At 72.1% G+C, this 24,860-nt stretch carries 21 protein-coding genes; 6 read left to right on the top strand and 15 right to left on the bottom strand.

All coding sequences use genetic code 11. The features are described from left to right. Positions 1-14: 14 nt before the first annotated feature. The 4 genes from OG711_RS20500 to OG711_RS20515 all read right to left on the bottom strand — a co-directional run bounded on the left by OG711_RS20500 (position 15) and on the right by OG711_RS20515 (position 5,094). Positions 15-1,031 carry a bifunctional 5,10-methylenetetrahydrofolate dehydrogenase/5,10-methenyltetrahydrofolate cyclohydrolase gene (locus tag OG711_RS20500; protein ID WP_329559998.1) on the bottom strand — a complete coding sequence of 339 codons (1,017 nt, stop codon included), beginning with the start codon at positions 1,029-1,031 and terminating at the stop codon, positions 15-17. Continuing rightward, complete coding sequence (locus OG711_RS20505) at positions 1,028-1,747, bottom strand: cyclodeaminase/cyclohydrolase family protein (RefSeq protein ID WP_266517694.1); 720 nt, start codon at positions 1,745-1,747, stop codon at positions 1,028-1,030. Before OG711_RS20505 ends, OG711_RS20500 begins: the two co-directional genes overlap by 4 nt. Positions 1,748-1,977: 230 nt before the next feature. Next, positions 1,978-2,526, bottom strand: a complete 549-nt coding sequence (locus OG711_RS20510; RefSeq protein ID WP_073787337.1) for an RNA 2'-phosphotransferase — start codon at positions 2,524-2,526, stop codon at positions 1,978-1,980. Positions 2,527-3,189: 663 nt separating this feature from the next. Next, the gene (locus OG711_RS20515) at positions 3,190-5,094 is read right to left on the bottom strand and encodes an SDR family oxidoreductase (protein ID WP_329559999.1); all 1,905 of its coding nucleotides are present in this window, start codon (positions 5,092-5,094) and stop codon (positions 3,190-3,192) included. 355 nt (positions 5,095-5,449) lie between these two features. Here OG711_RS20515 and OG711_RS20520 point away from each other — a divergent pair, with 355 nt between their 5' ends. The 5 genes from OG711_RS20520 to OG711_RS20540 all read left to right on the top strand — a co-directional run bounded on the left by OG711_RS20520 (position 5,450) and on the right by OG711_RS20540 (position 9,408). Further along, positions 5,450-6,529 (top strand): ABC transporter ATP-binding protein, encoded by a 1,080-nt coding sequence (locus OG711_RS20520; RefSeq protein ID WP_329563932.1) that lies wholly within the window; start codon positions 5,450-5,452, stop codon positions 6,527-6,529. Then, positions 6,519-7,418: an ABC transporter permease gene (locus OG711_RS20525; protein WP_073787340.1), complete on the top strand. Its 900-nt coding sequence runs from the start codon at positions 6,519-6,521 to the stop codon at positions 7,416-7,418. The genes OG711_RS20520 and OG711_RS20525 overlap by 11 nt, the downstream gene beginning before the upstream one ends. Further along, positions 7,415-8,326 carry an ABC transporter ATP-binding protein gene (locus OG711_RS20530; RefSeq protein WP_099284385.1) on the top strand — a complete coding sequence of 304 codons (912 nt, stop codon included), beginning with the start codon at positions 7,415-7,417 and terminating at the stop codon, positions 8,324-8,326. The genes OG711_RS20525 and OG711_RS20530 overlap by 4 nt, the downstream gene beginning before the upstream one ends. An 11-nt stretch (positions 8,327-8,337) precedes the next feature. Continuing rightward, positions 8,338-9,057, top strand: coding sequence for an ABC transporter permease (locus OG711_RS20535; protein WP_073787344.1), 720 nt, complete (start codon positions 8,338-8,340; stop codon positions 9,055-9,057). Between the two features lie 105 nt (positions 9,058-9,162). Beyond that, positions 9,163-9,408, top strand: coding sequence for an SGM_3592 family protein (locus OG711_RS20540; protein ID WP_073787346.1), 246 nt, complete (start codon positions 9,163-9,165; stop codon positions 9,406-9,408). A 706-nt stretch (positions 9,409-10,114) separates the two neighbouring features. On the opposite strand, the gene OG711_RS20545 is transcribed toward OG711_RS20540, so the two are convergent. From OG711_RS20545 to OG711_RS20585, 9 genes are all read right to left on the bottom strand, one after another. After that, the gene (locus OG711_RS20545; protein WP_073787850.1) at positions 10,115-10,954 is read right to left on the bottom strand and encodes an HAD family hydrolase; all 840 of its coding nucleotides are present in this window, start codon (positions 10,952-10,954) and stop codon (positions 10,115-10,117) included. 146 nt (positions 10,955-11,100) lie between these two features. After that, entirely contained in the window at positions 11,101-12,384 is a 1,284-nt protein-coding gene (gene serS / locus OG711_RS20550; RefSeq protein WP_073787348.1) for a serine--tRNA ligase, read from the bottom strand. A 719-nt stretch (positions 12,385-13,103) separates the two neighbouring features. Further along, complete coding sequence (gene pheA / locus OG711_RS20555) at positions 13,104-14,039, bottom strand: prephenate dehydratase (RefSeq protein WP_329560000.1); 936 nt, start codon at positions 14,037-14,039, stop codon at positions 13,104-13,106. A gap of 145 nt (positions 14,040-14,184) precedes the next feature. Further along, the gene (efeB, locus tag OG711_RS20560; protein ID WP_329560001.1) at positions 14,185-15,579 is read right to left on the bottom strand and encodes an iron uptake transporter deferrochelatase/peroxidase subunit; all 1,395 of its coding nucleotides are present in this window, start codon (positions 15,577-15,579) and stop codon (positions 14,185-14,187) included. Between the two features lie 6 nt (positions 15,580-15,585). Beyond that, positions 15,586-17,838 (bottom strand): copper resistance CopC/CopD family protein, encoded by a 2,253-nt coding sequence (locus tag OG711_RS20565; RefSeq protein WP_329560002.1) that lies wholly within the window; start codon positions 17,836-17,838, stop codon positions 15,586-15,588. Between the two features lie 14 nt (positions 17,839-17,852). After that, positions 17,853-18,389 carry a copper chaperone PCu(A)C gene (locus OG711_RS20570; RefSeq protein ID WP_329560003.1) on the bottom strand — a complete coding sequence of 179 codons (537 nt, stop codon included), beginning with the start codon at positions 18,387-18,389 and terminating at the stop codon, positions 17,853-17,855. Then, positions 18,386-19,042 (bottom strand): SCO family protein, encoded by a 657-nt coding sequence (locus OG711_RS20575; protein WP_073787358.1) that lies wholly within the window; start codon positions 19,040-19,042, stop codon positions 18,386-18,388. Before OG711_RS20575 ends, OG711_RS20570 begins: the two co-directional genes overlap by 4 nt. A gap of 132 nt (positions 19,043-19,174) precedes the next feature. Further along, the gene (locus OG711_RS20580; protein WP_329560004.1) at positions 19,175-19,969 is read right to left on the bottom strand and encodes a YcnI family copper-binding membrane protein; all 795 of its coding nucleotides are present in this window, start codon (positions 19,967-19,969) and stop codon (positions 19,175-19,177) included. A 529-nt stretch (positions 19,970-20,498) separates the two neighbouring features. Next, complete coding sequence (locus tag OG711_RS20585; RefSeq protein ID WP_329560005.1) at positions 20,499-21,323, bottom strand: hypothetical protein; 825 nt, start codon at positions 21,321-21,323, stop codon at positions 20,499-20,501. Between the two features lie 272 nt (positions 21,324-21,595). Between OG711_RS20585 and OG711_RS20590 the strand changes: the two genes are divergently transcribed. Further along, positions 21,596-22,060, top strand: a complete 465-nt coding sequence (locus OG711_RS20590) for an ATP-binding protein (protein WP_329560006.1) — start codon at positions 21,596-21,598, stop codon at positions 22,058-22,060. Positions 22,061-22,218: 158 nt separating this feature from the next. Here the strand turns inward: OG711_RS20590 and OG711_RS20595 are convergent, their stop codons facing one another. Both OG711_RS20595 and OG711_RS20600 read right to left on the bottom strand, forming a co-directional pair. Next, on the bottom strand, positions 22,219-22,932 hold the full coding sequence (locus OG711_RS20595) for a hypothetical protein (protein WP_329560007.1): 714 nt from the start codon (positions 22,930-22,932) through the stop codon (positions 22,219-22,221). A 318-nt stretch (positions 22,933-23,250) separates the two neighbouring features. After that, entirely contained in the window at positions 23,251-24,735 is a 1,485-nt protein-coding gene (locus OG711_RS20600) for an aminopeptidase P family protein (protein WP_073787852.1), read from the bottom strand. Positions 24,736-24,860: the final 125 nt, after the last annotated feature.

Here is a 24,860-nt window from a genome sequence, read left to right on the forward strand (position 1 = left end):
CTCGTACCCGCCCGTCAGCGAGTCCGGGCGGCGGTGGCCGCCGCGTCGACCGTGTGCCGCAGCAGCAGAGCGGTCGTGACCGGTCCGACCCCGCCCGGAACGGGGCTGAGCGATCCGGCGACCTGTGCCGCGTCCGGGTGCACGTCGCCGACCAGCCCGCCGTCGTCCGTCGGATTGGTGCCGACGTCCACGACGACCGCGCCCGGCCGGACATGCCCGGCGGTGACCAGCCCCGGCCTGCCCACCGCGGCGATCAGCACCTCCGCGTCACGGGTCACCGCGGCGAGGTCGGCGGTGCGGGAGTGGCAGACGGTCACCGTGGCGTCCCGGTCCAGCAGCAGATGGGCGAGGGGCTTCCCGACGACGGTGGAGCGGCCGACGACCACGGCACGCCGCCCGGACAGGGCGATCCCGTGATGGTCGAGCAGCGCGACGACCGCCTCGGCGGTGGCCGGGGCGAAGGCGGGCAGCCCGGCGGCGAGCCTGCCGAGCGAGAGCGGGTTCGCCCCGTCCACGTCCTTGGCGGGATCGATGGCCGACGCGAGGTCGTCCAGCCGCGCCCCGTCCGGGAGCGGGGTCTGGAGGATGATCCCGTGCACGGCCGGATCGGCGCTCAGTTCGGCCAGCCGGATCCGGAGGGCCGGGGCCGCCGCGTCCGGCCCGAGGTCGACCACCGTGCAGTCGAGGCCCGCCTTCCCGGCGGCGCGGGCGATGGACCGGACGTACCACGCGCTCGACTCGTCGGCGGTCGCGGTGACGACCGCGAGATGCGGCCGGTCCGCCGTGGCGGCGAGATCGGCGGCCCGAGCGGCGAGCTCCGTGCGGAGCTCCGCGGCGAGGGCCTTGCCGGAGAGGGACGCGGCCGGGCCGTCACCGTCGGGGTCGGTGTCCGGGCGGGTGCGGGGACCGTTGTCCGGTCCGGTGGCGTCGGGACCTGCGTCGGAACCTGTGACCGGGCGGGTACCAGGGCCGGTGGCAGGGGCTGTGCCGATACCGGTGGCGGGGCTCGGTGCGGGGCTGGTGGCGCTCACTGAGTGATCTCCTGGCGTACGGCGGCGGTGACCCGGTCGGCACGGGCGGTCAGGGCGTCCACCTGCGCGATCGCGGTGGACAGCCGCTCGCGCTCGGCGCTGTCCCGTACCCCGCCGAGGTTGATCTCGACATTGATCCGCGCCGTGGTGGCCGCCGCGCGGACGGCCTCCGCCGCCGCGGCCACATCGGTGAGGACGTTGCGGTTGCCCACGGGGAGCAGTTCGTCGGCCAGGTCCAGCGCGCGGGCGGCCACCGTGATCACCTCCGCGGGTGGTCCGGCGGCACCGGTCAGGGCGTCCGCGATGGCGGCGGACCGGGCCGCCTTCTCCTGCGGGGTCGCGCGCGGGAGCCGGTAGGCGTCCGTGACGGCGGTGAACGCGGCGGCGTCCGCGTCGGCCAGGCGCAGTGCGCGGGCGGCGAGTTCGTCGGCCTCGCCGGTGACCCGGGCGATCAGAACGCCGTGCTCGGCGTACTTCGCCCCGGTGCTGTAGCGGGCGACCATGGCGAGGAGCGCGGCGCCCTGGGCGGCGTGCACCGCGGCGGCGGCACCCCCGCCGGGCGCGGGCGCGCGGGAGGCGAGCCGGGTGATGTAGTCGGTGAGCGAGGTGTGCTGGAGCGCTACGGGTCCGGTGTCGGGGTCCGGGTGGATGACGGGCACGGAGGCAGCGGGGCCGGGGGCCTGGGCCGGGGGCTCGGTGGTGTCCGGTGCGGGCATGCGGTTCATCCTGCCAGAGGGACGAAGGGTGTTCCTGGGGCCGGTACGGGCCGCCCTGGAGCGGGAGTTGACGTCAACGAGGGCGGTGGGAGGGCCGGGAGGACGGCGCGCGGGTCGGGAGGCAGTCCAGGGACGGGCGGGCGCGCAGTGACGGGCCGGTCGTGTATGCCGGACGGGGGTACGGGGTGGGTCGGGCGTACGGGGTCGGAGGCCGGACAGGCGTGGCCGGGTCAGTGCGCGGACGGCGTGCTCAGATACTCCGGGGGCACCGCGGAGGTCAGCCACACGCCGTTCGCGCTGACGCGGAACTCATGGCCGTCCCGGTGCATCTCCCCGGCCCGTACGGACAGCACCACCGGGCGTCCGCGCCGGGCGCCCACCCGTGTCGCGGTTTCCCGGTCGGGGGACAGATGCACATCGTGCCGTGCCATCGGGCGGAGCCCTTCGGCGCGGATCGCGGCCAGGTGACCGGCGACGGTGCCGTGGAAGAGGAACGCGGGCGGGACCGCCGCCGGCAGCCCGAGATCGACGTCCACGGTGTGCCCCTGGCTGGCACGGATGCGGTCACCCTCGACGGCGAAGCGGCGTTTGTCGTTGACGGCGACGACATGGTCCAGTTCGGCGCGGCTGACGCGGAAGCCGTGCGCGGCCGTCGCGGCGAGCAGGGCGTCGATCCCCGTCCAGCCGCCCTCGTCGAGGACCAGTCCGATCCGTTCCGGTTGGTGCCGCAGATGTTTCGAGAGGTACTTCGACACCTTCACGGTGCGTCGCTCGTCCATCACACCAGCGTGCCGGTCGGCAGAAATTTCCGCATCCGAATTCGGGTCCTGATGTTTGATCCACAGTCAAGTCGAGTTATCCACAGGCTATTTGACATTCCTGTGGACAACTCCCCTAACTTTTGAGGGGGTTTGGTCAACTCTTCTATGTTTCAGTCCATTTATGGCAAATGCACCTAATGGCCGTGTCTGTCTTGTCTGTTCTCCCTCCGCACTCATCGACTCCGAGAACCACTCCATCAGCAACAAGTGACAGCAGGAGGCCGGTTGTGAGCAGCGCGAGCCGTCCGCTTGCCGCCCCAACGACACATCAGGAGCCGCTGGCAGAACGGTGAACATCCCGCTCGCACAGTCTGGTTCCGCATCGGCCGCAAGTCGCGCGAGTGGTCTCGGACGACATCCGGACCGCTGTCGCGACCTTCCCGGTTTCGACGCGCGAAGCCCGTCCGTGCTGCTGCTGAACAAAGACTCCGCGTCGTTAACTGATCTCACCCCGCCGCTTGGTGTGCGCTCACTCCCCCAACGCCCCTACTCCTGAGGCGACCTCGTACGGGAGGAGATCGGCCCCGGTCAACTGACGCGCACAGAAGGCGACTGGAGGCCGGATCCTCGAACTCCCCACCACTGACCGCCATTCGCTTCGTCCGGGCTCCCTGGGCGCCGCTACAACCGTGGCCCACGGCGGGCCAATGCGCGGAGCACTCCTGGTGCGAGGCGGGACAGCAGCCGGGCCGTCCGGGCCTCGGGTGTCACCGGGACGACCGCCCGATCGTGCAGCACCGCGCGCAGCACCGCGTCGGCGACCTTCTCCGGCGGGTAGTTCCGCAAGCGGTACAGCCGCGACGACGCGCGCTGGAGCCGTTGCTCCTCCTCGGCGGAGACCCCGGTGAACCGGGTCGTCGCGGTGATACCGGTGTTGACGATGCCGGGACAGATCGCGGAGACGCCGATCTCCCGCTCCGCCAGCTCCACGCGCAGGCATTCGCTGAGCGTCAGCACCGCCGCCTTCGACGTGCTGTACGCGGGCAGCGCGCGCGAGGGCAGGTACGCGGCGGCCGAGGCGACGTTCACGATGTGACCGCCCTGTCCGCGCTCCGCCATCTGTCCGCCGAACAGCCGGCAGCCGTGGATGACGCCCCACAGATTGACGTCGAGGAGCTCGCGCCACTGGCCAGGGGTGGTGTCGAGGAACGACCCCGACAGGCCGATGCCCGCGTTGTTGACGAGGATGTCCACCACCCCGTGGTCGGAGGCGACCCGCGCGGCCAGTTTCTCCATCGCCCGCTCGTCACCGACGTCGACGGTCTCGCCCCAGGCGCCGGGCGCGCCCGCCTCGCGGGCCGCGAGCGCGGTGCGGGCGGCCGTCCCGGGATCGCGGTCGACGGCGACGATCCGGGCGCCCGCTCTCGCGAAGGCCAGTGCCGTGGCCCGCCCGATCCCGCCGCCCGCACCGGTGACCAGCACCAACTGGCCCCCGAACCGCTCCGCGTACGGATCTCGGACCTGCCGGGCCGCCCGGGCAGCGCGGGACCCCTGCACCGCTCGGGGCGCGCGGGCCGACTGCGGCGTGCCGGGTGCCACCGTTTTCGGGGGGAGCGCGTCGTCGGCCAGGGCAGACGGGTCCGGTCCGACACCGGCGCCGCCACCCTCGCCGTCGACCTTGCCGTCGTCCTCGTGGCGGGTGACGAACTCCGCGATCCACGCGGTGAGCTGGTCGGGCCGGGACCGGGGGAGCCAGTGCCGGGCGTCGACCGTCCGCCGGGTCAGCCGGGGGACCCACCGCTCCAGATCGTCGTACAGACGCGGCGACAGGAACTTGTCCCCCAGCGGGACGACGAGCTGCACGGGCGCGTGCGCGTGGGCGTCCGCGCGGGGCCGGGTCAGCCGGGCGCGGATGTTGTCGCGGTACAGCCACGCGCCGTGTGCCGCGTCGGACGGGAGCGACGCGGTCGGGTAGTCACCGGGGGGAACCTTCTCGGTGTGCTCCAGCACCTTCGGCCAGTGCCTGCCGAGCGGGCCGCGCCAGGCCAGCTCCGGCAGGACGGGGGTGTGCAGCGCGTACACGTACCAGGACCTGACGCCCTGGCCGAGGAGCTGCGTCAGATGCCGGGGGGTGGGCCGGGACCTCCGGCGGGCGAGCCAGTGACCGAAGTGGTCGAGCGAAGGGCCGGACACCGAAGTGAACGAGGCGATCCGGCCCGCGGTCCGTGCGACGGTCACGAACTCCCAGGACTGCACCGAACCCCAGTCGTGCCCCACCAGATGCACCGGGCGGTCCGGACTCACGGCGTCCACCACGGCCACGAAGTCGTCCGTCAGCTTCCGCAGGGTGAACCCGCCGCGCAGCGGACGCGGGGCCGTCGAACCGCCGTGCCCGCGGATGTCGTACAGCACCACATGGAAGTCCTGTGCGACGAGCCGTGCCGCGACCTCCGACCACACCTCCTTGGAGTCCGGGTAGCCGTGCACGAGCACCACGGTGGGCCGGGCGGGGTCGCCCAGCTCGGCGACGCACAGCTCCACCCCACCCGTGCGCACCCGGCGCTCACGCGCTCCACGCAGACCCATACCGTCCCCTTCCGACCCGTCCACCGACCCGTCCACCGACCCGTCCCACCGACCCGTCCCCGCCGGGCACGAACGCCGTGCACGAACGCCGCCCGACCACCCCGCCCGGCCTGTGCGCTGCGTGTCCGCCGCGTCACACCAACGAATGTGACCTTGCCCGGCGGCGGCGTCAAGGTGCCCCCGGCCGGACCTGTGGACAACCGCGCCGAAGCCTTCCCTGCCTTCACCTTCCCGGGTGGTGGGCATGAGACCTGTGGGGGACACCTACGGGCACGTAATACTGGAGTCTGAGGTGAGGTCGGCACCCTGGTCTGACGACCTGTGTGGTCCGCGCCACTAGCGTCGAACCGTGAATGTGATCGCGACCGAAAGCCTGAGCAAGCGGTTCCCGCGGGTCACCGCGCTGGACCGACTCTCCATGGACATCGGACCCGGGGTGACCGGACTCGTCGGCGCCAACGGAGCCGGTAAGTCCACTCTGATCAAGATCCTCCTGGGTCTGTCCCCCGCCACCGAAGGCCGTGCCGCCGTGCTCGGACTCGACGTCGCCACCGACGGACCCGCCATCCGCGAGCAGGTCGGCTACATGCCGGAGCACGACTGCCTGCCGCCGGACGTCTCGGCGACCGAGTTCGTCGTGCACATGGCCCGGATGTCGGGTCTGCCGCCCACCGCGGCCCGGGAACGCACGGCGGACACCCTGCGGCACGTCGGCCTCTACGAAGAGCGCTACCGCCCCATCGGGGGCTACTCCACGGGCATGAAGCAGCGGGTCAAGCTCGCCCAGGCCCTGGTGCACGACCCGAAGCTCGTCTTCCTCGACGAGCCGACCAACGGCCTCGACCCGGTCGGCCGGGACGACATGCTCGGCCTCATCCGCCGGGTGTACACCGACTTCGGCATCTCGGTCCTCGTCACCTCCCACCTCCTCGGCGAGCTGGAACGCACCTGCGACCACGTCGTCGTGGTGGACGGCGGCAAGCTGCTGCGCTCCAGCTCCACCACCGACTTCACACAGTCGACGGCGATCCTCGCCGTCGAGGTCACCGACACCGACGAGCACCCCGACGGCACCAAAGCGCTGCGTGACGCCTTGGACGCCCGGGGGATCACCACCGACACCGGTGGCGTACTGCCCGGCGCCGGACACATCGTGCTGCTCACGGCCGAGGGCGAGGACACCTACGACCTCGTCCGGGACGTCGTCGCCGATCTGGGCCTCGGCCTGGTCCGGATGGAACAGCGCAGGCACCACATCGCCGAGGTGTTCCACGACGCGGACACCGCCGGACAGACCACCGGACAGACCGACGGACGGACCGCCGGGCAGACCGACGGACGGACCACCGGGCAGACCGACCGGGCCGACGCCGCAGCCACCCCGGTCACCCACGACGAGCAGAAGCGGAAGGAGGCGGTCCGTCATGGCGACTGAACAGCCCACGGCCGGTGCCCAGACCCAGATCCACAACATCGGCTATCGCAACTACGACGGCCCCCGTCTCGGCCGGGCCTACGCACGCCGTTCGCTCTTCTCCCAGACCCTGCGCGGGTCCTACGGGCTCGGCCGGTCCGCCAAGTCCAAGGTCCTGCCGATGCTGCTGTTCGCCGTGATGTGCGTCCCCGCACTGATCATGGTGGCGGTCGCCGTGGCGACCAACGCCAGGGAACTGCCGATCCAGTACACCCGGTACGCGGTGGTGCTCCAGGCGGTCATCGCGCTCTACCTCGCCTCCCAGGCACCCCAGGCGGTCTCCCGGGACCTGCGCTTCAAGACGGTGCCGCTGTACTTCTCACGGCCCATCGCGCACGTCGACTACGTCGTCGCCAAGTACGGCGCGATGGCGTCCGCCCTGTTCGTCCTCACCGGCGTCCCGCTGGTGATCCTCTACGTCGGCGCGCTGCTCGCCAAACTCGACTTCGCCGACCAGACCGAGGGGTTCCTGCAAGGCATGGTGTCCGTGGCCGTCCTCTCGCTGCTGTTCGCCGGGATCGGCCTGGTGATCTCCGCCGTCACACCCCGCCGGGGCTTCGGCATCGCCGCCGTCATCGCGGCGCTCACCATCTCCTACGGCGCCGTCTCCACCGTCCAGGCCATCGCCTTCGAGCAGGACAGCACCGGAGCCGTCGCCTGGCTCGGCCTGTTCTCGCCCGCCACCCTCATGGACGGCCTCAGCACCGCCTTCCTGGGCGCCGACTCCGCCTTCCCCGGCGGCCACGGACCGTCCGCCGGGCAGGGCCTCGTCTACCTGGTCGTCATCCTCGGCATCATCGCGGGCTCGTACGGCCTGATGGCGCGCCGCTACCGGAAGGTCGGACTGTGACCACGATCGAGATCGACCACGCGTCCCGCTGGTTCGGCAACGTGGTCGCCGTCAACGACATCACCATGACCATCGGCCCCGGCGTCACCGGCCTGCTCGGCCCCAACGGCGCCGGCAAGTCCACCCTCATCAACATGATGGGCGGCTTCCTCGCCCCCTCCAACGGCACGGTCACCCTCGACGGCAGGACCATCTGGCGCAACGAGAAGATCTACGAGCACATCGGCATCGTCCCCGAACGCGAGGCGATGTACGACTTCCTCACCGGCCGCGAGTTCGTCGTGGCCAACGCCGAACTGCACGGCCTCGGTGACCAGGAGGCCCAGGAGGCCCTCGCCACCGTCGCCATGGAGTACGCCCAGGACCGCAAGATCTCCACGTACAGCAAGGGCATGCGCCAGCGGGTCAAGATGGCGTCCGCCCTGGTCCACCAGCCGACCGTGCTGCTCCTCGACGAGCCGTTCAACGGCATGGACCCCCGTCAGCGCATGCACCTCATGGAACTGCTGCGCCGTATGGGCGACGAGGGCCGTACCGTCCTGTTCTCCTCGCACATCCTCGAAGAGGTCGAGCAACTCGCTTCGCACATCGAGGTGATCGTCGCCGGGCGGCACGCGGCGAGCGGCGACTTCCGGCGCATCCGCCGGCTGATGACCGACCGCCCGCACCTCTACACCATCCGCTCCAGCGACGACCGCGCGCTCGCCGCCGCGCTCATCGCGGACCCGTCCACCGCGGGCATCGAGGTGGACATCAGCGAGGGTGTCCTGCGGATCCAGGCGATCGACTTCGGGCGGTTCACCGCGCTGCTGCCCCGGGTCGCCCGTGCCCAGGGCATCCGGCTCCTCTCGGTCTCGCCGTCCGACGAGTCCCTTGAGTCCGTGTTCTCGTATCTGGTCGCGGCGTAGGAGGCCGAAGAATGTACGACCCCACTGTCGCCCGGCTCACCTATCGAGCCCTGCTCGGCCGCCGCCGTGCCCTGATCCTCTTCGCCCTGCCCGCCCTGCTCATCGCCATCGCCGTCGCGGTCCGGATCCTCTCGGGCGCCGACGACCAGATCGCCTCGGACGTCCTCGGCGGCTTCGCCCTGGCCACGATGGTCCCGATCATCGGTGTCATCGCCGGTACAGGGGCGATCGCCCCCGAGATCGACGACGGCTCCGTGGTCTATCTGCTCGCCAAGCCGATCAAGCGGCCCACGATCATCTTCACCAAGCTGATCGTCGCCGTCTCGGTCACCATGGCGTTCTCCGCGCTGCCGACCTTCGCGGCGGGCTACATCCTCAACGGCAACGGCCAGCAGGTCGCCGTCGCCTACACGATCGCCGCGCTCGTCGGCTCCATCGCCTACGCCGCGCTGTTCCTGCTGCTCGGCACGATCACCCGGCACGCCGTGGTGTTCGGCCTCGTCTACGCCCTGGTCTGGGAAGCCGTGTTCGGCACCCTGGTCGCGGGGGCGCGCACGCTGAGCGTGCAGCAGTGGTCGCTGGCCGTGGCGCACGAGGTCGCCGGGAACGATCTCGTCACCTCGGACGTGAGCCTCACCTCCGCGACGGTCCTGCTCGTCGCGGTCACCGTGCTGGCCACCTGGTACGCGGGACAGAAGCTGCGCACCCTGAAGCTGGCCGGGGAGGAGTGAGCGGGCCCGTGGCCCGACCCTCTTGACGGTGCTTTCACCCTCCCCCGGGAACACTGGGGGAGGGCCGCGCTGTCTCAAGGCGCCCCACCCCAGGAAGGAGCGACGATGGCAGGGGAACCGAAGCCACCGGAGGACGCCGCGGGGAGCGGCGACGAGCGGCCGGTCGACGGCATCGAGTTCGACGAGGACTTCGTGCGGGGCGCGGAGGTCAAGGAACCGTCCGCGCGGGCCCGGATGCTGGCCGAGAAGTGGCGGTCGCAGGCGCCCGAGCCGCAGCCGTGGCGGTCGGACGAGCCGCCCGCGGGATGGTTCTGGAGCAAGGCGCGACGGCGCAAGCGGCGGAAGCGGTGACCGGAAATAACCGGTGGCCTCCCGGCTCGCACCCGAGGACAGTGGTGTCCACGCCGGGTGACCGGCGGGGTACCGGGACGGAGTGCGGCGTGGCCTCCTGAGGTCCGTCACGCTCCTCGCGGGGCAGTCGGCGGAGTGCGGCGCCGGAGTTCACCCGCTCCGTCGAGTCCACTCCGTACGGGGAGCTGCCCGGGGGCGACCGCTTCGGTCGCCCCCTCCCCGGCGTTCACCCCACACCCGTCCCCCGCCCCTCGGCTGGGGCGCCCACCTGGGGCTGTCGTCCGTCTGCGGGCTGCCATCAACCGGGGCCGGGGTTCAAACCCCTCTCCTCGCGCAGTCGCAGGACTCACGCAAGGGCGTGGGCGGGAATCTCTGCCCGCAGACTCCGACGCCACCAGTACCGCCACTGAACGTCCGTACCGAGCGCGTTGGAGCGAGGACGGAGAATCCCGACCGGCACCGACCCGAAGAACAAACAGGGTGCGCCCCAAAGGGGCGCGGGGAACTGCGCAAAACCACCGAGCGACGGCACAGGAACAAGTACGCCCACCCGGACAGACCTCGGGCCACGCGACACAACGCACGCGGCACGCGGCACAGGACCACGCGGCACGGGGCCACGCGGCACAAGGGGACCGCGGCACAGGGACCGCGGCACAGGGACCGCGGCACAGGGCGAGGGGCGCGACCCATGACCCCCCTGGGATCAGGCCAGGTGTCGTTCCAGGACCCGCGCGATCCCCTCGTCCTCGTTGGACGCCGTCACCTCGTCCGCCACCGCCCGCAACGCGTCATGCGCGTTGCCCATCGCCACCCCGTACCCGGCCCACGCGAACATGGGAATGTCATTGGGCATGTCCCCGAAGGCGATCGTCTCGGCCGCCTTCACCCCCAGCCGCCGCGCCGCCAGCGAAAGCCCCGTCGCCTTCGTGAGCCCGGCGGGCAGGATCTCCACTATCCCGGGCCCGGCCATGACCACCCCGACCAGGCCGCCCACGGCCTGGTGCGCGGCGGCGGCCAGCTCGTCGTCGCCGAGCGTGGGGTGCTGGAGGTACAGCTTGTTCAGCGGACGCTCCCACATGTCGGAGCGGTCGGTGAACGGGATGTAGGGCAGCGGACCGCCCTCGTCGGTCAGATAGCCGGGGCCGACGAGCACGTCCCCGTCCAGCCCGTCCCGGCTCGCGGCCAGCGCCAGCGGACCCACCTCGGCCTCGATCTTGCCGAGCGCGAGCGCCGCGACCTGCCGGTCGAGGGTCACCGAGGTGAGCAGCCGGTGGGCCCCCGCGTCGTACACCTGGGCGCCCTGCGCGCAGACCGCGAGCCCCTCGTACCCGAGGGCGTCGAGGATGTGCCGGGTCCAGGGCACGGCCCGCCCCGTCACGACGATGTGCGCGGCCCCCGCGGCGGTGGCCGCCGCGAGCGCGGCACGGGTGCGCTCGGAAACGGTGTGATCCCCGCGCAGAAGCGTTCCGTCAAGATCGGTGGCGACCAGTCGGTAGGGGAACACCGCGTCGGGCCCGGAGCCGCCGGGCCGCGCGGACGGCACGGTGGACGACGGGGCGGCGGACGGTACGACGGCGGAGCGGGTGGGCTCGGCGGGGATCGACGCGGGACTCACTGGCTGATCGGCTCCAAGCTGCGTTCGCTGCGGGCGGCCCGCGCCCACGGGCCGGGCCTGCCCCCTGCTTCGGTCTACTTCGGTTCGAGTACCTCGCGGCCGCCGAGGTACGGCCGCAGCATCTCGGGGACCACCACGGACCCGTCGGCCCGCTGGTGGTTCTCCAGGATGGCCACGATCGTGCGCGGGACGGCGCACAGCGTGCCGTTCAGCGTGGCGAGCGGCCGGAGGACCTTCTTGCCGTCGCCGGTCTCCCGCATCCGCACGGACAGCCGGCGGGCCTGGAAGCTGTCGCAGTTGGACGCGGACGTCAGCTCGCGGTACTTGCCCTGGGTGGGGATCCACGCCTCGCAGTCGAACTTGCGCGAGGCGGAGGAACCGAGATCGCCACTGGCCACGTCGATGACCTGGAACGGCAGCTCAAGGGCGGTCAGCCACTGCTTCTCCCAGTCCAGCAGCCGCTGGTGCTCGGCCTCGGCGTCCTCCGGGGCGATGTACGTGAACATCTCCACCTTGTCGAACTGGTGGACGCGGAAGATGCCCCGGGTGTCCTTGCCGTAGGTGCCCGCCTCGCGGCGGAAACAGGGCGAGAAACCGGCGTACCGCAGGGGCAGCTTGTCGGCCTCGATGATCTCGTCCATGTGGTACGCGGCGAGCGGGACCTCGGAGGTGCCGACCAGGTAGTAGTCGTCCTTCTCCAGGTGGTAGACGTTCTCGGCGGCCTGGCCGAGGAAGCCGGTGCCCTCCATGGCGCGCGGGCGGACCAGCGCGGGGGTGAGCATCGGGATGAACCCGGCCTCGGTGGCCTGCGCGATCGCCGCGTTGACCAGGGCCAGCTCCAGCAGGGCGCCCACACCGGTGAGGTAGTAGAAGCGCGAACCGGAGACCTTGGCGCCGCGTTCGACGTCGATCGCGCCGAGTGCCTCGCCGAGCTCCAGATGGTCCTTGGGGGTGAAGCCCTCGGCGGCGAAGTCACGGATGGTGCCGTGGGTCTCCAGGACGACGAAGTCCTCCTCGCCGCCCACGGGGACGTCGGGGTGCACGAGGTTGCCCAGACGCAGGGCGAGCCGCTTCGTCTCCTCCTCGGCCTCGTCCTGGGCGGCGTTCGCCGTCTTCACGGCGGCGGCCAGCTCACCGGCCTTCTTCAGCAGCTCCTGCTTCTCGTCCCCGGCGGCCTTGGGGATGAGCTTGCCGAGCGCCTTCTGCTCGGAGCGCAGCTCGTCGAAACGGACACCGGACGACCTGCGCCGCTCATCGGCGGAGAGCACGGCGTCGACGAGGTCGACGTCCTCTCCACGGGCGCGCTGCGAAGCGCGAACACGGTCGGGGTCCTCACGAAGCAGACGAAGGTCAATCACCCCTCAAGGCTACCGGTGCGGGGTTCCACCCCACGACGAGGTTTTGCATTCTGTGAGCAATGTCCTAATTGCCGGAATGAGGGAATGCCGAGGGAATGGGGAATGCGCGCGATGCGCCCGAAATCGTGCCCGGTGGGCCTGGTGCGCGTTGACCGATGGTGAACGGCGGTGCGCGAAGAGGTGGCGGCCCCGGGGCCGCCGGGCCGGACCGCCGGGCCGGATGATCACCCGTCGCCGTCCATAAAACGTGCCTATTCCTTCGAACCGGGGAGTGCGGAAGGCGTCGCCTTGACTCGATTCTCCTTGCGGGAGCGGGGACTTGGCGTGCCGGTCAAGGCCGGTTGTCCACAGGTTGGCGCTTCGGGGGAAAGTTATCCACAGGCTGTGTGAAAACTCTGTGGACGCCGGAGTCGGTCGCTCCGAAAGCAACTCGGGGGGCGAGGGATTCCCGGATCAAACCATCACCACACGCACTTTCGAGTGGAATTGGTTCGCTCCAAAGAGTTGATCAAGAGAAAAAGGTGGACGAGGGGTGACGTGGCCGACTGTGGACGGACTTGGGGCCACTGAACCGATTTGTCGACCATGTCGGAAGAAGTTGTCGACTTGTCCCCAGGTCGAGACGGGTGCCTGTGGATAACTCTGTGGACAGGGACGGCCGGGCGGGAACCCGCAGGTGATCGGTAGGTAGGAGCAGCCGATCATCTGTTGATCGCTGGCTAGAAACGACCGTCGAGACAGCGGGTCAGCCAGTCCGAGGCATCCGTGAAGGCCCGGTCCGAGGTCCCGGCCCGCACCGGCCCCACCTCGTCCGGCGACACCCCGGCCCGCGGATACGAACCCAGGAACCGCACCTGCGGACTGATCCGCTTCAGCCCCATCAGGGCCTCACCCACCCGGCGGTCGGTGATATGACCCTCGGCGTCCGCCGAGAAGCAGTAGTTGCCGATGCCCTGCCCGGTGGGCCGGGACTCGATCCGCATCAGGTTGACGCCCCGTACCGCGAACTCCTGGAGCAGTTCGAGGAGCGCGCCCGGATGGTCGTCGTCGAGCCAGATCACGACGGAGGTCTTGTCGGCGCCCGTCCGCGCGGCGGGCCGCCCCGGCCGGCCGACCAGCACGAACCGGGTCTCGGCGTTCGCCGCGTCATGGATGTCCGTGACCAGCGGGTGCAGTCCGTAGGTCGCCGCGGCGAACACCCCGGCGAACGCCGCGTCGTAACGGCCCTCCTGCACCAGCCGGGCCCCGTCCGCGTTGGACGCCGACGACTCCCACACCGCGTCCGGCAGCTGCGCGGCCAGCCAGTTGCGCACCTGCGGCTGGGCCACCGGATGCCCGGTCACCGTCTTCACCCCGGACAGCTCCGTACCCGGCCTGACCAGCAGCGCGAAGGCGATCGGGAGCAGCACCTCGCGGTAGATCATCAACGGCTCGCCCTTGGCCAGCTCGTCCAGGGTCGCGGTGACCCCGCCCTCGACCGAGTTCTCGATCGGGACCAGTGCGCCCGCCGCCTCCCCGGCGCGGACCGCGTCCAGCGCGGCGGGTACCGACACCATCGGCACCAGCTCGCGCGTGGCGGCTTCCGGAAGCGTACGGAGGGCGGCCTCGGTGAAGGTTCCCTCGGGGCCGAGATACGTGTAGCGCGTGGCCGACATACGGTCACCCTAGTGGGCCCGGGCACCCCTCCCCGAACCTGTCGGGCGCCCGCTCAGCCCTCCGCCCGTCCAGCAGGGCCGGCCCGGGTACCCGCCCCCTCAGCCCTCCGCCCGTCCAGCAGGGCCTGCCCAGGTACCGCCCCGCTCAGCCCTCCAGCAGGGCCTGCCCCACGTACCCGCCCCGCTCCGCGCCCCCGGGCACCGCGAACAGCCCGCTGGCCTCGTGCCGGACGAACGGGGACAGCGCGTCCCCCCGGTCCAGCTTGCGCTGCACCGGGACGAAGCCGCGTACCGGATCGGCCTGCCAGCAGATGAACAGCAGCCCCGCGTCCGGCGCCCCCTTCCCGTCGGAACCGTCGTGGTACGAGAACGGGCGCCGCAGCATCGCCGCGCCCCCGTTCTGGTCCGGGCGGCTGATCCGGGCGTGTGCGTCGATCGGGATCACCAGCGTGCCGTCCGGGCCCAGCTTCTCCAGGTCCGGCTCGGTCGTCTCACCGCCCCCGGTCAGCGGGGAGCCGTCGGACCGGTGACGTCCCATCACCGCTTCCTGCTCCGTGACCGACAGCTTCTCCCAGGAGTCCAGCAGCATCCTGATCCGGCGGACCACCGCGTACGAGCCGCCCGCCATCCAGCGCGGCGAACCGCCGCCGGGTACCTCTGCCGTACCGGTGCCGCTCGGCTCGTCCGGGACGAAGATCCGCTGCTGGAAGTCCGGGTCAGACGGCTTCGGGTTGCGGGTGCCGTCCACCTGGCCCATCAGATTGCGCGCGGTCATCGGCCGCGCGGTCGCTCCCGGGGAGCGGTTGAAGCCGGTCATCTCCCAGCGCGGCCGTGCCGCGCTCCCCGCTTCCTTCTGGAGCGCGCGCAGCGCGTGGAAGGCGACGAGCCCGTCGTTCGCGCCGATCTGCACCCACAGATCACCGTCGCTGCGGGCCTTGTCGAGCCGGTCGGACGAGAAGTCCGGCAGCGGATCGAGGGCCACCGGGCGCTGCTTCTCCAGTCCGGTCCGGGCGAAGAAGCTGTGCCCGAGCCCGAACGTCACCGTCAGCGCCGACGGACCGGCGTCCAGGGCGACCCCGGTGTCCGAAGCCGACGACTCACCGGCCATCAGCCGCTCGGCCGTCGCCGACCAGCGCCGCAGCAGCGCGGCCGCCTCCTTGCGTCCGGCGCCGGGTGCCAGATCGAAGGCCATCAGATGGCCCCGGGACTGCATCGGGTCGAGGATGCCGGGCTGATGTTTCCCGTGAAACACGGCCGTCTCCGCGCCGACCGAGGTCAGCGGGGCGGTGTCCGGGTCGCCGGAGCCCGCCGCCGCGTATCCGGCCGCCGTGCCGACCGCGCCCAGCGCGAGCCCGGTGGCACCGGCCGTACCGAGCAGCCGCCGCCGGGTGACCCCGGGCTGTGACGCCGGACCGGCCGGGTCACCCGTCCCGCCGGAGCGGGACGCGCCGGGTCGGGGCACGCCGGGGGAGGCGCCGGGGGCCGTCGGGGGACGCGGGTCCTTCGGCTGCTGGGATGTGGTCCGGGCACGTTCCGCCATGGTGGTTCAGCCGATCCTCGTGGTCTTCTTCACGGTGACCTGGTCGATGTCGGAGGTACGGACGGTCACCGCGATCTCCCAGTCCCCCGCCATCGGGAGCTGTACCCCGGCGGCGGTCCAGTGCGCGGTGGCGACGCGGTCCGGGGTGACGGGCAGCGGGCCGATGTCCTTCGCCTTCAGGGTGAAGGCGACCTGCACCTCGGGGACGTCGAAGCCGCTGCCGTTGGGCCGCTCGACGTACAGATGCAGGGCGTTGTTGCCCGTACGGCCGGGCTCCAGATCGACGGTCGCGACCCCCTTGCCGTCCTGGCCGCCGGTGTCGAACGGCAGCCGCACACTGAGCGGCCCGGCCGGAGCGCCCGCGGTACGGACGGCCCGCTCGGCGGACTCCTGGGTACGGGCGGGCTCCGTCGCGGTCAGCAGCGTGGTCACCCCGAGCAGTACCACCGCGACGGCCACCTCGGCGAACACCGAGCGGCGCAGTCCTGAGCGCAGGGGGTCGGCGTCCCGGGTCCGCTTGACGCGGGCGGTCGCGACGGCGGTCCGCTGCCGGGCGAGCTGCGCGGCCCGCGCGGTGTCCGGTTCCGGCGCGGTGCCGACGGCGCTGTCGGTCCCGTCAGGGCTGTCGGTGCCGTCGGTGCTGCCGGTGCCGTCGGCGGTGGAACCGGCCCGTGTGCCGCTTCCGCGGCCGTCCGGCGTCCGGCTCCCGTCCTGGTCCGCCCCGGGATCGGCCGAAGGGTCCGTCGACAGATCCGTGGAGAGGTCCGTGGAGAGGTCCGTCGGGCGCTGCGTCAGCCGGGCGACCCAGCGGCGGGAGAACCACGCGATGCCGATCACGACGGCGATCAGCACGATCTTGGTCATCAGCAGCCGCCCGTAGTCGGTGCCGGTCAGGCCCGACCAGGAGCCGACCTGCCGCCACGACTGGTACAGCCCCGTCACCGCGAGGACGACCACACAGCCGAAGGCGATCCGGGAGAACCGCTCGACGGCCGACGTCTCCAGGGACGGCGCCCGGTACAGGGCGATCAGCAGGGTGGTGAGCCCGCCGATCCAGGTGGCGACGGTCAGCAGATGCACCACGTCCAGGGGCATCGCCAGGCCGGTCTGGATACCGGTCGAGGCGTGCTCGGACAGGGCCCAGGTCGCGGCGATCCCGGCGGCGACGACGAATCCGCCGACCCTCAGCCCGAAGGCCAGGTCCCGCTGGGACACACCCGGGTCCGCGCCCTCCGTAGCGACCGCACCCGTAGCGACCGCACCCGCACCGGTCGCCTCCGTACCGGTCGCTCCCGTACCGACCGGCTTCGTACCGACCGGCTTCGCCCCGGTCCCCTTCGTACCGGCCGATTTCGCGACCGGCTTCGTACCGCCGGAAGCAGGCTTGGAAGCAGGCTTGGAAGCAGGCTTGGACAGCTCGGGTCCGGACGTGGCGGGGTCGGACCCGGACGGCTCGGTGCCGGAGGCGTCCCGTTCCGCGACCGCGCGTGCGTACGCACCGAACAGCACCGCGATGAACAACGCGGCGGCGGCGAGCAGCAGCAGGCGGGAGATCAGCGCCGCCCCGGTCCTGGTCTGGAGGACCCCGCCGAGCAGTCCGAGGTCGAAGATGTCGGCGAGCTTCCCGGAGCCGGTGTAGGGGCCCCGTATCAGCAGCAGCGACAGGGTCGCCGCGGTCAGCGCGAGCCACCCGGAGACCACGACCCGCTGGACGGCCCGGACCCCGGCGCCCCGCGGCCAGCAGACCAGGACGAACGCGGCGCCGCCCACGACCAGCACGAAGCCCGCGTAGGACACATAGCGACCGAGGTCGTACAGGGCCCCGACGGCTCCGCCGCTGTCCTGGTCCTGGACGGACACGGTGGTCTCGGAGGGGGCGCCCACGGAGAAGGTGAACGCGCCGGACACGGGGTGGCTGTCGGCCGACACCACCTGGTAGGTGACGGTGAAGGTGCCGTCGGGCAGCTCGGGCTTCAGCGCGACGGAGTAGCCGGCCTCGCCCTGTTCGCTGGTCGGTCCGGTGTCGACCCGCTCGCCCTTCGGGTCCAGCACCCGCAGGGAGTTGTCGGCCAGGGCCACCTTCTCGGAGAAGGTGATCGAGACCTGTTCGGGCGCCGTGTCGACCACCGATCCCCGTTCCGGGACGCTACCGGTCAGCGCGGCGTGCGCGGACGCGGGCGGGGCACCGGTGAGCACGGCACCGGTGGCGAGCAGGAACAGCAGGAGCAGGCTCCGGAAACGGGGAACGACGGTCAGCATCGGCGGGCCTTCCCTCAGTGATGGTCCGCCGGAGCGGACGGCTGGGACGGGGATGCGTGCGATGACGGCGCGTGCGACGAAGTCGACGACTTGTCGTTCGCCGGGTTGTACGTGGCCTCGCGGACCGGCACCTCGACGGTGTGGACCCCGGACTTCTCGAAGCGCAGCTCCAGCGTCACCGTGTCGCCCTGTACGGGCTTGCGGGTGAGGTCCTCGAACATGAGGTGGTTGCCGCCGCGCGCGAAGTCGAGGGTGCCGTCGGCGGGCACCGGGAAGGACTTCTCCTCCCGCATCCGGCCGCCCTCGGTGGAGTGCAGGGTGACCGTCCCCGCCAGCTCGCTGGTGGCGGACACGAGGGTGTCGGCGCCGCCGGAGTTGGTGACGACGAAGTACCCGGCCGCCAGGTCGGCGGTGGGCGGCGCGGGGATGTACGCGCCGCCGACGGTCAGTTCGGGTTCGCCCCCGGACGCGGACGCCCCGCCGCCGCAGCCGGTGAGCAGCAGTCCGGCGGTGGCCGCCGCGGCCAGCGAGGTCAGGGCGCCGCGCCTCACGGCTTCTCCCCGGTGAGCAGCTTGGGCAGGTCCTTGGCGTAGTCGTCGATGGTCGCGGTGTCGCCGTTGTAGAGGACGTAGCCGTCGTCGGTCTTCGGGGAGAACGCGACGACCTGCTTGCCGTGCATCGACTCCATCTTGCCCTTGGCGTTCTTCTTGGGCGGGTCGATGGCGATGCCGAGCTGCCGGGCCCCGGCCTGGATGGTCGCGAAGTCGCCGGTCAGCCCGATGAACTCGGGGTCCTGCGCGCCCAGCCACTTGCCGAGCGAGGCGGGGGTGTCCCGCTTCGGGTCGGTGGTCACGAGGACGACCTGGAGCTTGTCCTGGTCCTCCTTCGGGAGCTGCTTCTTGGCCTGGGCGAGGTTGCCCATGGTGAGCGGACAGACGTCGGGGCAGTTGGTGTAGCCGAAGTAGAGGAGTGTCGGCTTGCCCTTGGTCTCGGCCCGCAGGTCGAACTTCTTGCCCTTGGTGTCGGTCAGGACGAGGTCGGGCTTGGTGAAGGGGGAGTCGAGGGGCGTGGCGGCCTTGGCGTCCGGCTCGGCGGTGACCTCAAGGATGTTGTCCGCGGCACTGTCGCCACCGTTGCCGCACGCGGTGAGGGTGAGGGCGGCGGCGGTGAGCAGGGCGGAGGCGAGGAGGGTCTTCTTGCGCATACTGCATTCTCCAGAGGGACCGTGGACGGCCTCCGGCCGGACCCGGGTGTCCGGCCGGAGGTGCGTCGTGAGCGTCCCGGCTGTCGGGGCGGGCCGAGACGGTGGAATCGGCCCGGGTGGTACGGCCGGCGGTCAGCCGGTGCTGTTCTTGCGGCGGCTCGCGAACACCCCGAAGGCCGCGCCGAGCAGACCGACGACGATGCCGGTCACGCCGAGGACGCGGGCGGTGGTGTCGCTGTCGTCGGACCCGGCGGCCGAGGAGGACTCGTGCCCGTCGTGTCCGTCGGCCTTGTCGTCCTTGGCCTCCGCGTCCTTGCTGCCGGCGGTGGCGGTGGCCTTGTCCTCGGCCTTGTCGTCGTCACCCGAGCCGTGGTGGTCGTCCTCGGCCTCGCTCAGCGCGAGCACGGGCGCGGGGAACTGCGGCTCCTCGCCACCCGCCCCGGGCACCTCGATCCAGCGCACGACCTCCTTGTTGGAGTACGTCTGGACGGCCTTGAACACCAGCTCGTCGCCCTTCTCGGGGAGCTGGCCCACCGAGACCGGGAACCGCTGGAAGAAGCCGGGCTCGATGCCCTTGCCGTCGGCGGTCCAGGTGACCTTGGTGACGGCCTCGGTGATCTCGTTGCCGTGGATCTTCAGGGGCTTGTCGAGCTTGCCCTTGGTGACCTCGGCCTTCCAGCCCGGCACCGGCTGCGGCAGGACGGAGGCGAGCGGCTGGCCGCCGGGGAACGTCACCTCCAGCTTGGTGGTGGAGGCGTCGTCGCGCTCGTTCGGGACCTTGAAGCCGATCGTGGCGTAACCGCCCTTGGCCGCCTCGCCCTCGGGCTGCACGGAGACATGCGCGAACGCGGGCGACGACAGGACGACGACCGCGGACGCGGTGGCGGCGACGGTGGCGGCGTACAGCGGCACACGGGACTTCTTCATGGGAAACACTCCAGTTCCATGGCCGGGCCATGGCGGTTCGGTGGTCATGACGGACGACGGGCGCGCCCTCGGGCCCGGACCGCCCCGCACTCCTCCGCGACGACGGCGGCGGTTGCCGCCGGCCGCGCGGCCGGGGACGGGCATCCGGGAGGACGCCGGCAGGCGCGCACAGGTGCCACCCGGCACCGGAGGACACGACGGACACCGCACGGGCCGGTCAGGGCGCCGGGCGGGCCGGGGGACGATCGCGGGCGGCACACGACACGACGGCGTACGGACGCATGGCGCTCCCCGGCGGCACGGCGACGGGGCCGTGCCGGTACGGATCCCGGTACAGGGTCCGGCACACGTCCCGGCGCGAGTCCGGTACGGATGCCGTCCCGCATGCCGCTACGGGCTCCGGCAGGGAATCCGTGGCGGATGCCGTCACGGATGCCGGTACGGGCTCCGGGGGCAGGGGAGGAACGTCGGCACACCGGGGTCGCGGCGCCTGGGTCGGCGTCGGTCCGGGGCGAGGTGGGTCAGCGCGTCACGCGCAGAGCGCGTGGGCGGCCACCGGGGACGGCGGCCCCCGTCGGATCACCGAGTGCTGGAGTGCCTCGGTCCGGGGCACGGGTGGCTCGGACCGGTCGGCGGGCACGGGCCGGGGGCCGGTCGACGGCGCCCCGCCGGACTCCGCGAACAGGCACCGGACGAAAGCGAGCGCCGACCGCAGCGCGCGGACCAGCGCCGCCTCGGCGACGCCCTGCGCGGAGAGCCGGACCAGCCGGACCAGCGCGAGATCGCCCCGCCGCAGCAGCCAGCCCACCAGCGCGGCGGACAGCACATGCGCGAGGAGCATCGGCAGGGTGGGCAGCAGATCGGCCACCGAGCCGGAGCCGGACGCCACGGGGGACGCCGGGTCGAAGTGGTGCGGTACCGCGCCGCCGCCCGTACCGCCGCCGGGCAGTACCCGGGCGTCGGTGAGGATGCGCTGGGCCTGCGCCGGGCCGATGGCCACGGCACCCGCCCCGCACATCAACTGCGCGGCCTGCGCGATCAGCGAGGCGTCGGACGGCGCGCCCGGCACGGCCGGACCGTGCTGGCCGATGCCGAAGAGCGTATGGAGCGTCAGCTGACCGGCGGCCAGCAGCGCGGCGATGCCCGGCAGCGACCGGGCCCGTCCGGCCAGCGGCACGGCCACCGCGAACACCACGAGGAACCCCGCCGTCACCGACCACAGGGGCACGGACTCGTACGAGGCGAGCACATGACCGGCCGCGGACAGCACGACACAGACCGCGGCGAACACCGCGGCCCGCAGCAGCCGGAGGTCTCTTCCGGCGCGTCCCTCGCGCTGGTGGGGGGCAGTCATGGCCGGGACATCATCCCACTGGGCCGACGGCCGTGGTGCGGCAGGTCCAGGACGGTCCGGTAGGTCCCAAAGGTCCCGGCCACGGGCGGTGCCCGACCGGCGGCCGGGCGGTCACGACCGGCGTACGGGATGCCCGCGAGCCGTCCGGACGCCCCGGTGGGGAGGCGGTGCGCCTCCGCCGTATGGGCGGCATCACGTCGGCCGCGCGATTGCGGTCACGCACCGATGGCAATACGTAACGGTACGTCGAACCGCAGCCAGGAGGCTGGAGCATGAGCATCTCGTGGTCTCTCCATTTGCGGCGCGACGCTGCGAGCGTCCCCCTGGCCCGGCGGCTGCTGCTGCGGACGATGGAGACGGCGGGGGTCGACCCGGACATCTGTTTCGATGTGTCGGTCGCCCTCAGCGAGGCGTGTGCCAACGCCGTGGAGCACGGCGGCGCGGCGCGCCCCGGCGGGGCGTCGGGCGCGTACCGGGTCAGTGCGTACCTGGACGGCGAGAAGTGCTGTATCGAGGTGGCCGACTCGGGTCCTGGTTTCCCGTCGGCCCCGCACCCCAGACCGGCCGCCGCCCGGGCCCCGGTGTCCGACGACGCCGAGCACGGCCGGGGACTGCGGATCATCCGGGAGCTGGCCGATCACGTGCACTTCACCAACCGCCCGGGCCGCGGCGGCGCCGTCGTCAGCTTCGACAAGATCCTCAAATGGACCGAGGACGCACCCCTGATGACGGTCTGATCCCCCCTGATCCCCCCTGATTCCGCTGATCCCCCGACCTCCTGATCCCTCTGGCCCTCTGGCCCTCTGGCCCTCTGGCCCGGTGGTCCGGTCGGCCGGTCAGGCGTCGGACGGTGCGCGGACACCGGCAAGGCGCCCGGACCCCCCGCGGTCCGCGCTCACAGCACCGCTTCCAGCCGCAGCGGGTCGGGCAGTTCGCGCCGGTAACGCCGCAGCGGTCCGCCGGGCTTCACGCCCGCCGTGACCGTACAGCTCAGTTCGGTCACCGTCCCGGCGCCGCAGCGCACCACGAGCCCGAGCGGATAGCTGCCGGTCAGCTCGGTCGCCTCGGTGCGGCGGAACTCCCACGCGGGCCTGGCGCTGCCGAGGTCCATCGCCTGGACGAGCGGCTGATGGGTGGTGAAGTCGCGGGTCCGGCCGAGCTCGCCCAGGGACGCCTCGGCGCCGAGCAGCGCGAGTTGCGGTCCGAGCCGCCAGGACCGCTGGGACCGCACCTCGTCGGTCAGCCGCAGCGGGTCCATCGAGTGGACGACCGGCTGCGGCGCCCAGCCGGTGGACGACAGGGTGATCCCGACATGGGCGAACTCCAGCCGGGGGGAACGCGGTCCGGTGGCGAAGGTGATCGCGAGCCGGACCAGATAGTGGTCGTAGAGGGCGGCCTGCTCCTTGGCGTACCGCGCGAGTTCCGGGTCGGCGGCGAGCTCCTCGGGCGTCAGCCGCACCGCGTGCGGCCCACCGACCCGGACCCGCCCGGCCAGCGGCTCCGTCCCGTCCCCTCCGGCGGGCACGGGCCCGCCGGTGTCCCGCAGGACGCCCATGGGCGTCAGGACCAGGTCCCGCTCGACCAGCTGGGGATCGTTCAGTTCGATCATCGGCCACCTCCCGGGCTCGGGCCACGGCCGCGGAGGTGGTGGGCTGTCATGACGAGCCCCCGGTGCCGCGTCCCCCGCGGGTACCCATGCCCGGAAGCCTAACGACCGCGGACCGGTCACGCCCAACTCCGGGGCGAACCAGGGCGGATGGGCCGGACCGGGGACGCGTGCCCGTCCGGAGATGTGGAGGTACGCCGACGGGCCCGGGACACCTGAAGGTCCCGGGCCCGTCGGCCGTGCGCGGCCCGCCGGAGGGCGTCCCGCTGGACCGCGCCCCCGCCGGAGGCCGTCCCGCCGGGCCCCGTCAGGGCATCGCGCTCAGCCCTGCTGGAGCTTCGCCATCCACAGCTCGATCTCGTCGGAGCGCCGGGGCAGCGCGGCCGACATGTTCAGATGGCCGTCCTCGGTGACGACGATGTCGTCCTCGATCCGGACGCCGATGCCCCGGTACTCCTCCGGCACCGTGAGGTCGTCGGCCTGGAAGTACAGACCGGGCTCGACCGTGAGGCACATGCCCGGCTCCAGGGTGCCCTCGACATACGTCTCGGTACGGGCGGCGGCGCAGTCGTGCACGTCCATGCCGAGCATGTGCCCGGTGCCGTGCAGGGTCCAGCGGCGCTGGAGGCCCAGTTCGAGCACCCGCTCGACCGGGCCCTCGACCAGACCCCACTCGACCAGCTTCCCGGCGAGGACCCGCTGCGCGGCGTCATGGAACTCGCGGTACTTCGCACCGGGACGCACGGCCGCGATCCCGGCCTCCTGGGCCTCGTACACCGCGTCGTAGATCTTCTTCTGGAGCGCGGTGAAGGTGCCGTTCACCGGCAGGGTGCGGGTGATGTCGGCGGTGTAGAGGGTGTGGGTCTCGACCCCGGCGTCCAGCAGCAGCAGGTCGCCCGAGCGGACGGGGCCGTCGTTGCGGACCCAGTGCAGGGTGGTCGCGTGGGCGCCGGAGGCGCAGATCGAGCCGTAGCCGATGTCGTTGCCCTCGACGCGGGCCCGCAGGAAGAACGTGCCCTCGATGTAGCGCTCGCTGGTGGCCTGCGCCTTGTCGAGGACCTTCACCACGTCCTCGAAGCCGCGGACCGTGGAGTCGACGGCCTTCTGGAGCTCACCGATCTCGAACGCGTCCTTGACCAGCCGCGCCTCCGAGAGGAAGACGCGCAGCTCCTCGTCGCGCTCGCCGGTCACCTTGTCCGTCAGGGCGGCCTCGATCGCGGCGTCGAAGCCGCGGACGACCCGGACCGGGCCGGTGGCCGCGCGCAGCGCGTCCGGCAGGGTGCGGACGTCGGCGGCGGGGATGCCGTACAGCTTCCCGGCCTCGGTGAGGGAGGTGCGGCGGCCGACCCACAGCTCCCCCTGGCCGTCGAGCCAGAACTCGCCGTTGTCCCGGTTGGACCGGGGCAGCAGATAGATCGTCGCGTCATGCCCGGTCGCGGTCGGCTCCAGGACGAGCACGCCGTCCTCGGTCTGGTTGCCGGTGAGGTACGCGTACTCGACGGACGAGCGGAACGGGTACTCCGTGTCGTTCGAGCGGGTCTTCAGGTTGCCCGCGGGAACGACCAGCCGCTCGCCGGGGAAGCGGGCGGACAGTGCCGCACGGCGTGCCGCGGTCTCGGCGGCCTGTGCGACGGGGGCGAGATCGTGCCTTTCCGTGTCCGCCCAGCCGGACCGCATGCTTTCGGCCAGCTCATCGGACACGCCGGGGTACAGCCCGTTCTTGCGCTGCTTGACCGGCTCTTCCTCCTCGGCGCCCTCCGAAGCGTCCGCGATGGCCTGGTTCTCCGGGTTCTCCGGATCTGCCAGCCTTGCTGCGGTCTCCGGGGCGAGCTCCTCCGACACGGTCTTCCTCCTTGGATACGGCTTTGGACCCCCTCCATCGTACGGTCGTACGGAAGGGTGCTCTGGCCGGAAGTGGTGGGTTCCTGTGG

Source organism: Streptomyces uncialis, from assembly GCF_036250755.1.
GTDB lineage: Bacteria > Actinomycetota > Actinomycetes > Streptomycetales > Streptomycetaceae > Streptomyces > Streptomyces uncialis.

Bases quoted from the DNA above. Each gene is read 5' to 3' on its own strand.
- OG711_RS20540 (WP_073787346.1), top strand. From the start codon at position 9,163: ATGGCAGGGGAACCGAAGCCACCGGAGGACGCCGCGGGGAGCGGCGAC.
- OG711_RS20595 (WP_329560007.1), bottom strand. From the start codon at position 22,932: ATGATCGAACTGAACGATCCCCAGCTGGTCGAGCGGGACCTGGTCCTG.
- OG711_RS20575 (WP_073787358.1), bottom strand. From the start codon at position 19,042: ATGCGCAAGAAGACCCTCCTCGCCTCCGCCCTGCTCACCGCCGCCGCC.
- OG711_RS20505 (WP_266517694.1), bottom strand. From the start codon at position 1,747: ATGCCCGCACCGGACACCACCGAGCCCCCGGCCCAGGCCCCCGGCCCC.
- OG711_RS20590 (WP_329560006.1), top strand. From the start codon at position 21,596: ATGAGCATCTCGTGGTCTCTCCATTTGCGGCGCGACGCTGCGAGCGTC.
- OG711_RS20580 (WP_329560004.1), bottom strand. From the start codon at position 19,969: ATGAAGAAGTCCCGTGTGCCGCTGTACGCCGCCACCGTCGCCGCCACC.
- pheA (WP_329560000.1), bottom strand. From the start codon at position 14,039: ATGTCGGCCACGCGCTACACGTATCTCGGCCCCGAGGGAACCTTCACC.
- OG711_RS20535 (WP_073787344.1), top strand. From the start codon at position 8,338: ATGTACGACCCCACTGTCGCCCGGCTCACCTATCGAGCCCTGCTCGGC.
- OG711_RS20525 (WP_073787340.1), top strand. From the start codon at position 6,519: ATGGCGACTGAACAGCCCACGGCCGGTGCCCAGACCCAGATCCACAAC.
- OG711_RS20515 (WP_329559999.1), bottom strand. From the start codon at position 5,094: ATGGGTCTGCGTGGAGCGCGTGAGCGCCGGGTGCGCACGGGTGGGGTG.
- OG711_RS20565 (WP_329560002.1), bottom strand. From the start codon at position 17,838: ATGCTGACCGTCGTTCCCCGTTTCCGGAGCCTGCTCCTGCTGTTCCTG.
- OG711_RS20585 (WP_329560005.1), bottom strand. From the start codon at position 21,323: ATGACTGCCCCCCACCAGCGCGAGGGACGCGCCGGAAGAGACCTCCGG.
- efeB (WP_329560001.1), bottom strand. From the start codon at position 15,579: ATGGCGGAACGTGCCCGGACCACATCCCAGCAGCCGAAGGACCCGCGT.
- OG711_RS20510 (WP_073787337.1), bottom strand. From the start codon at position 2,526: ATGGACGAGCGACGCACCGTGAAGGTGTCGAAGTACCTCTCGAAACAT.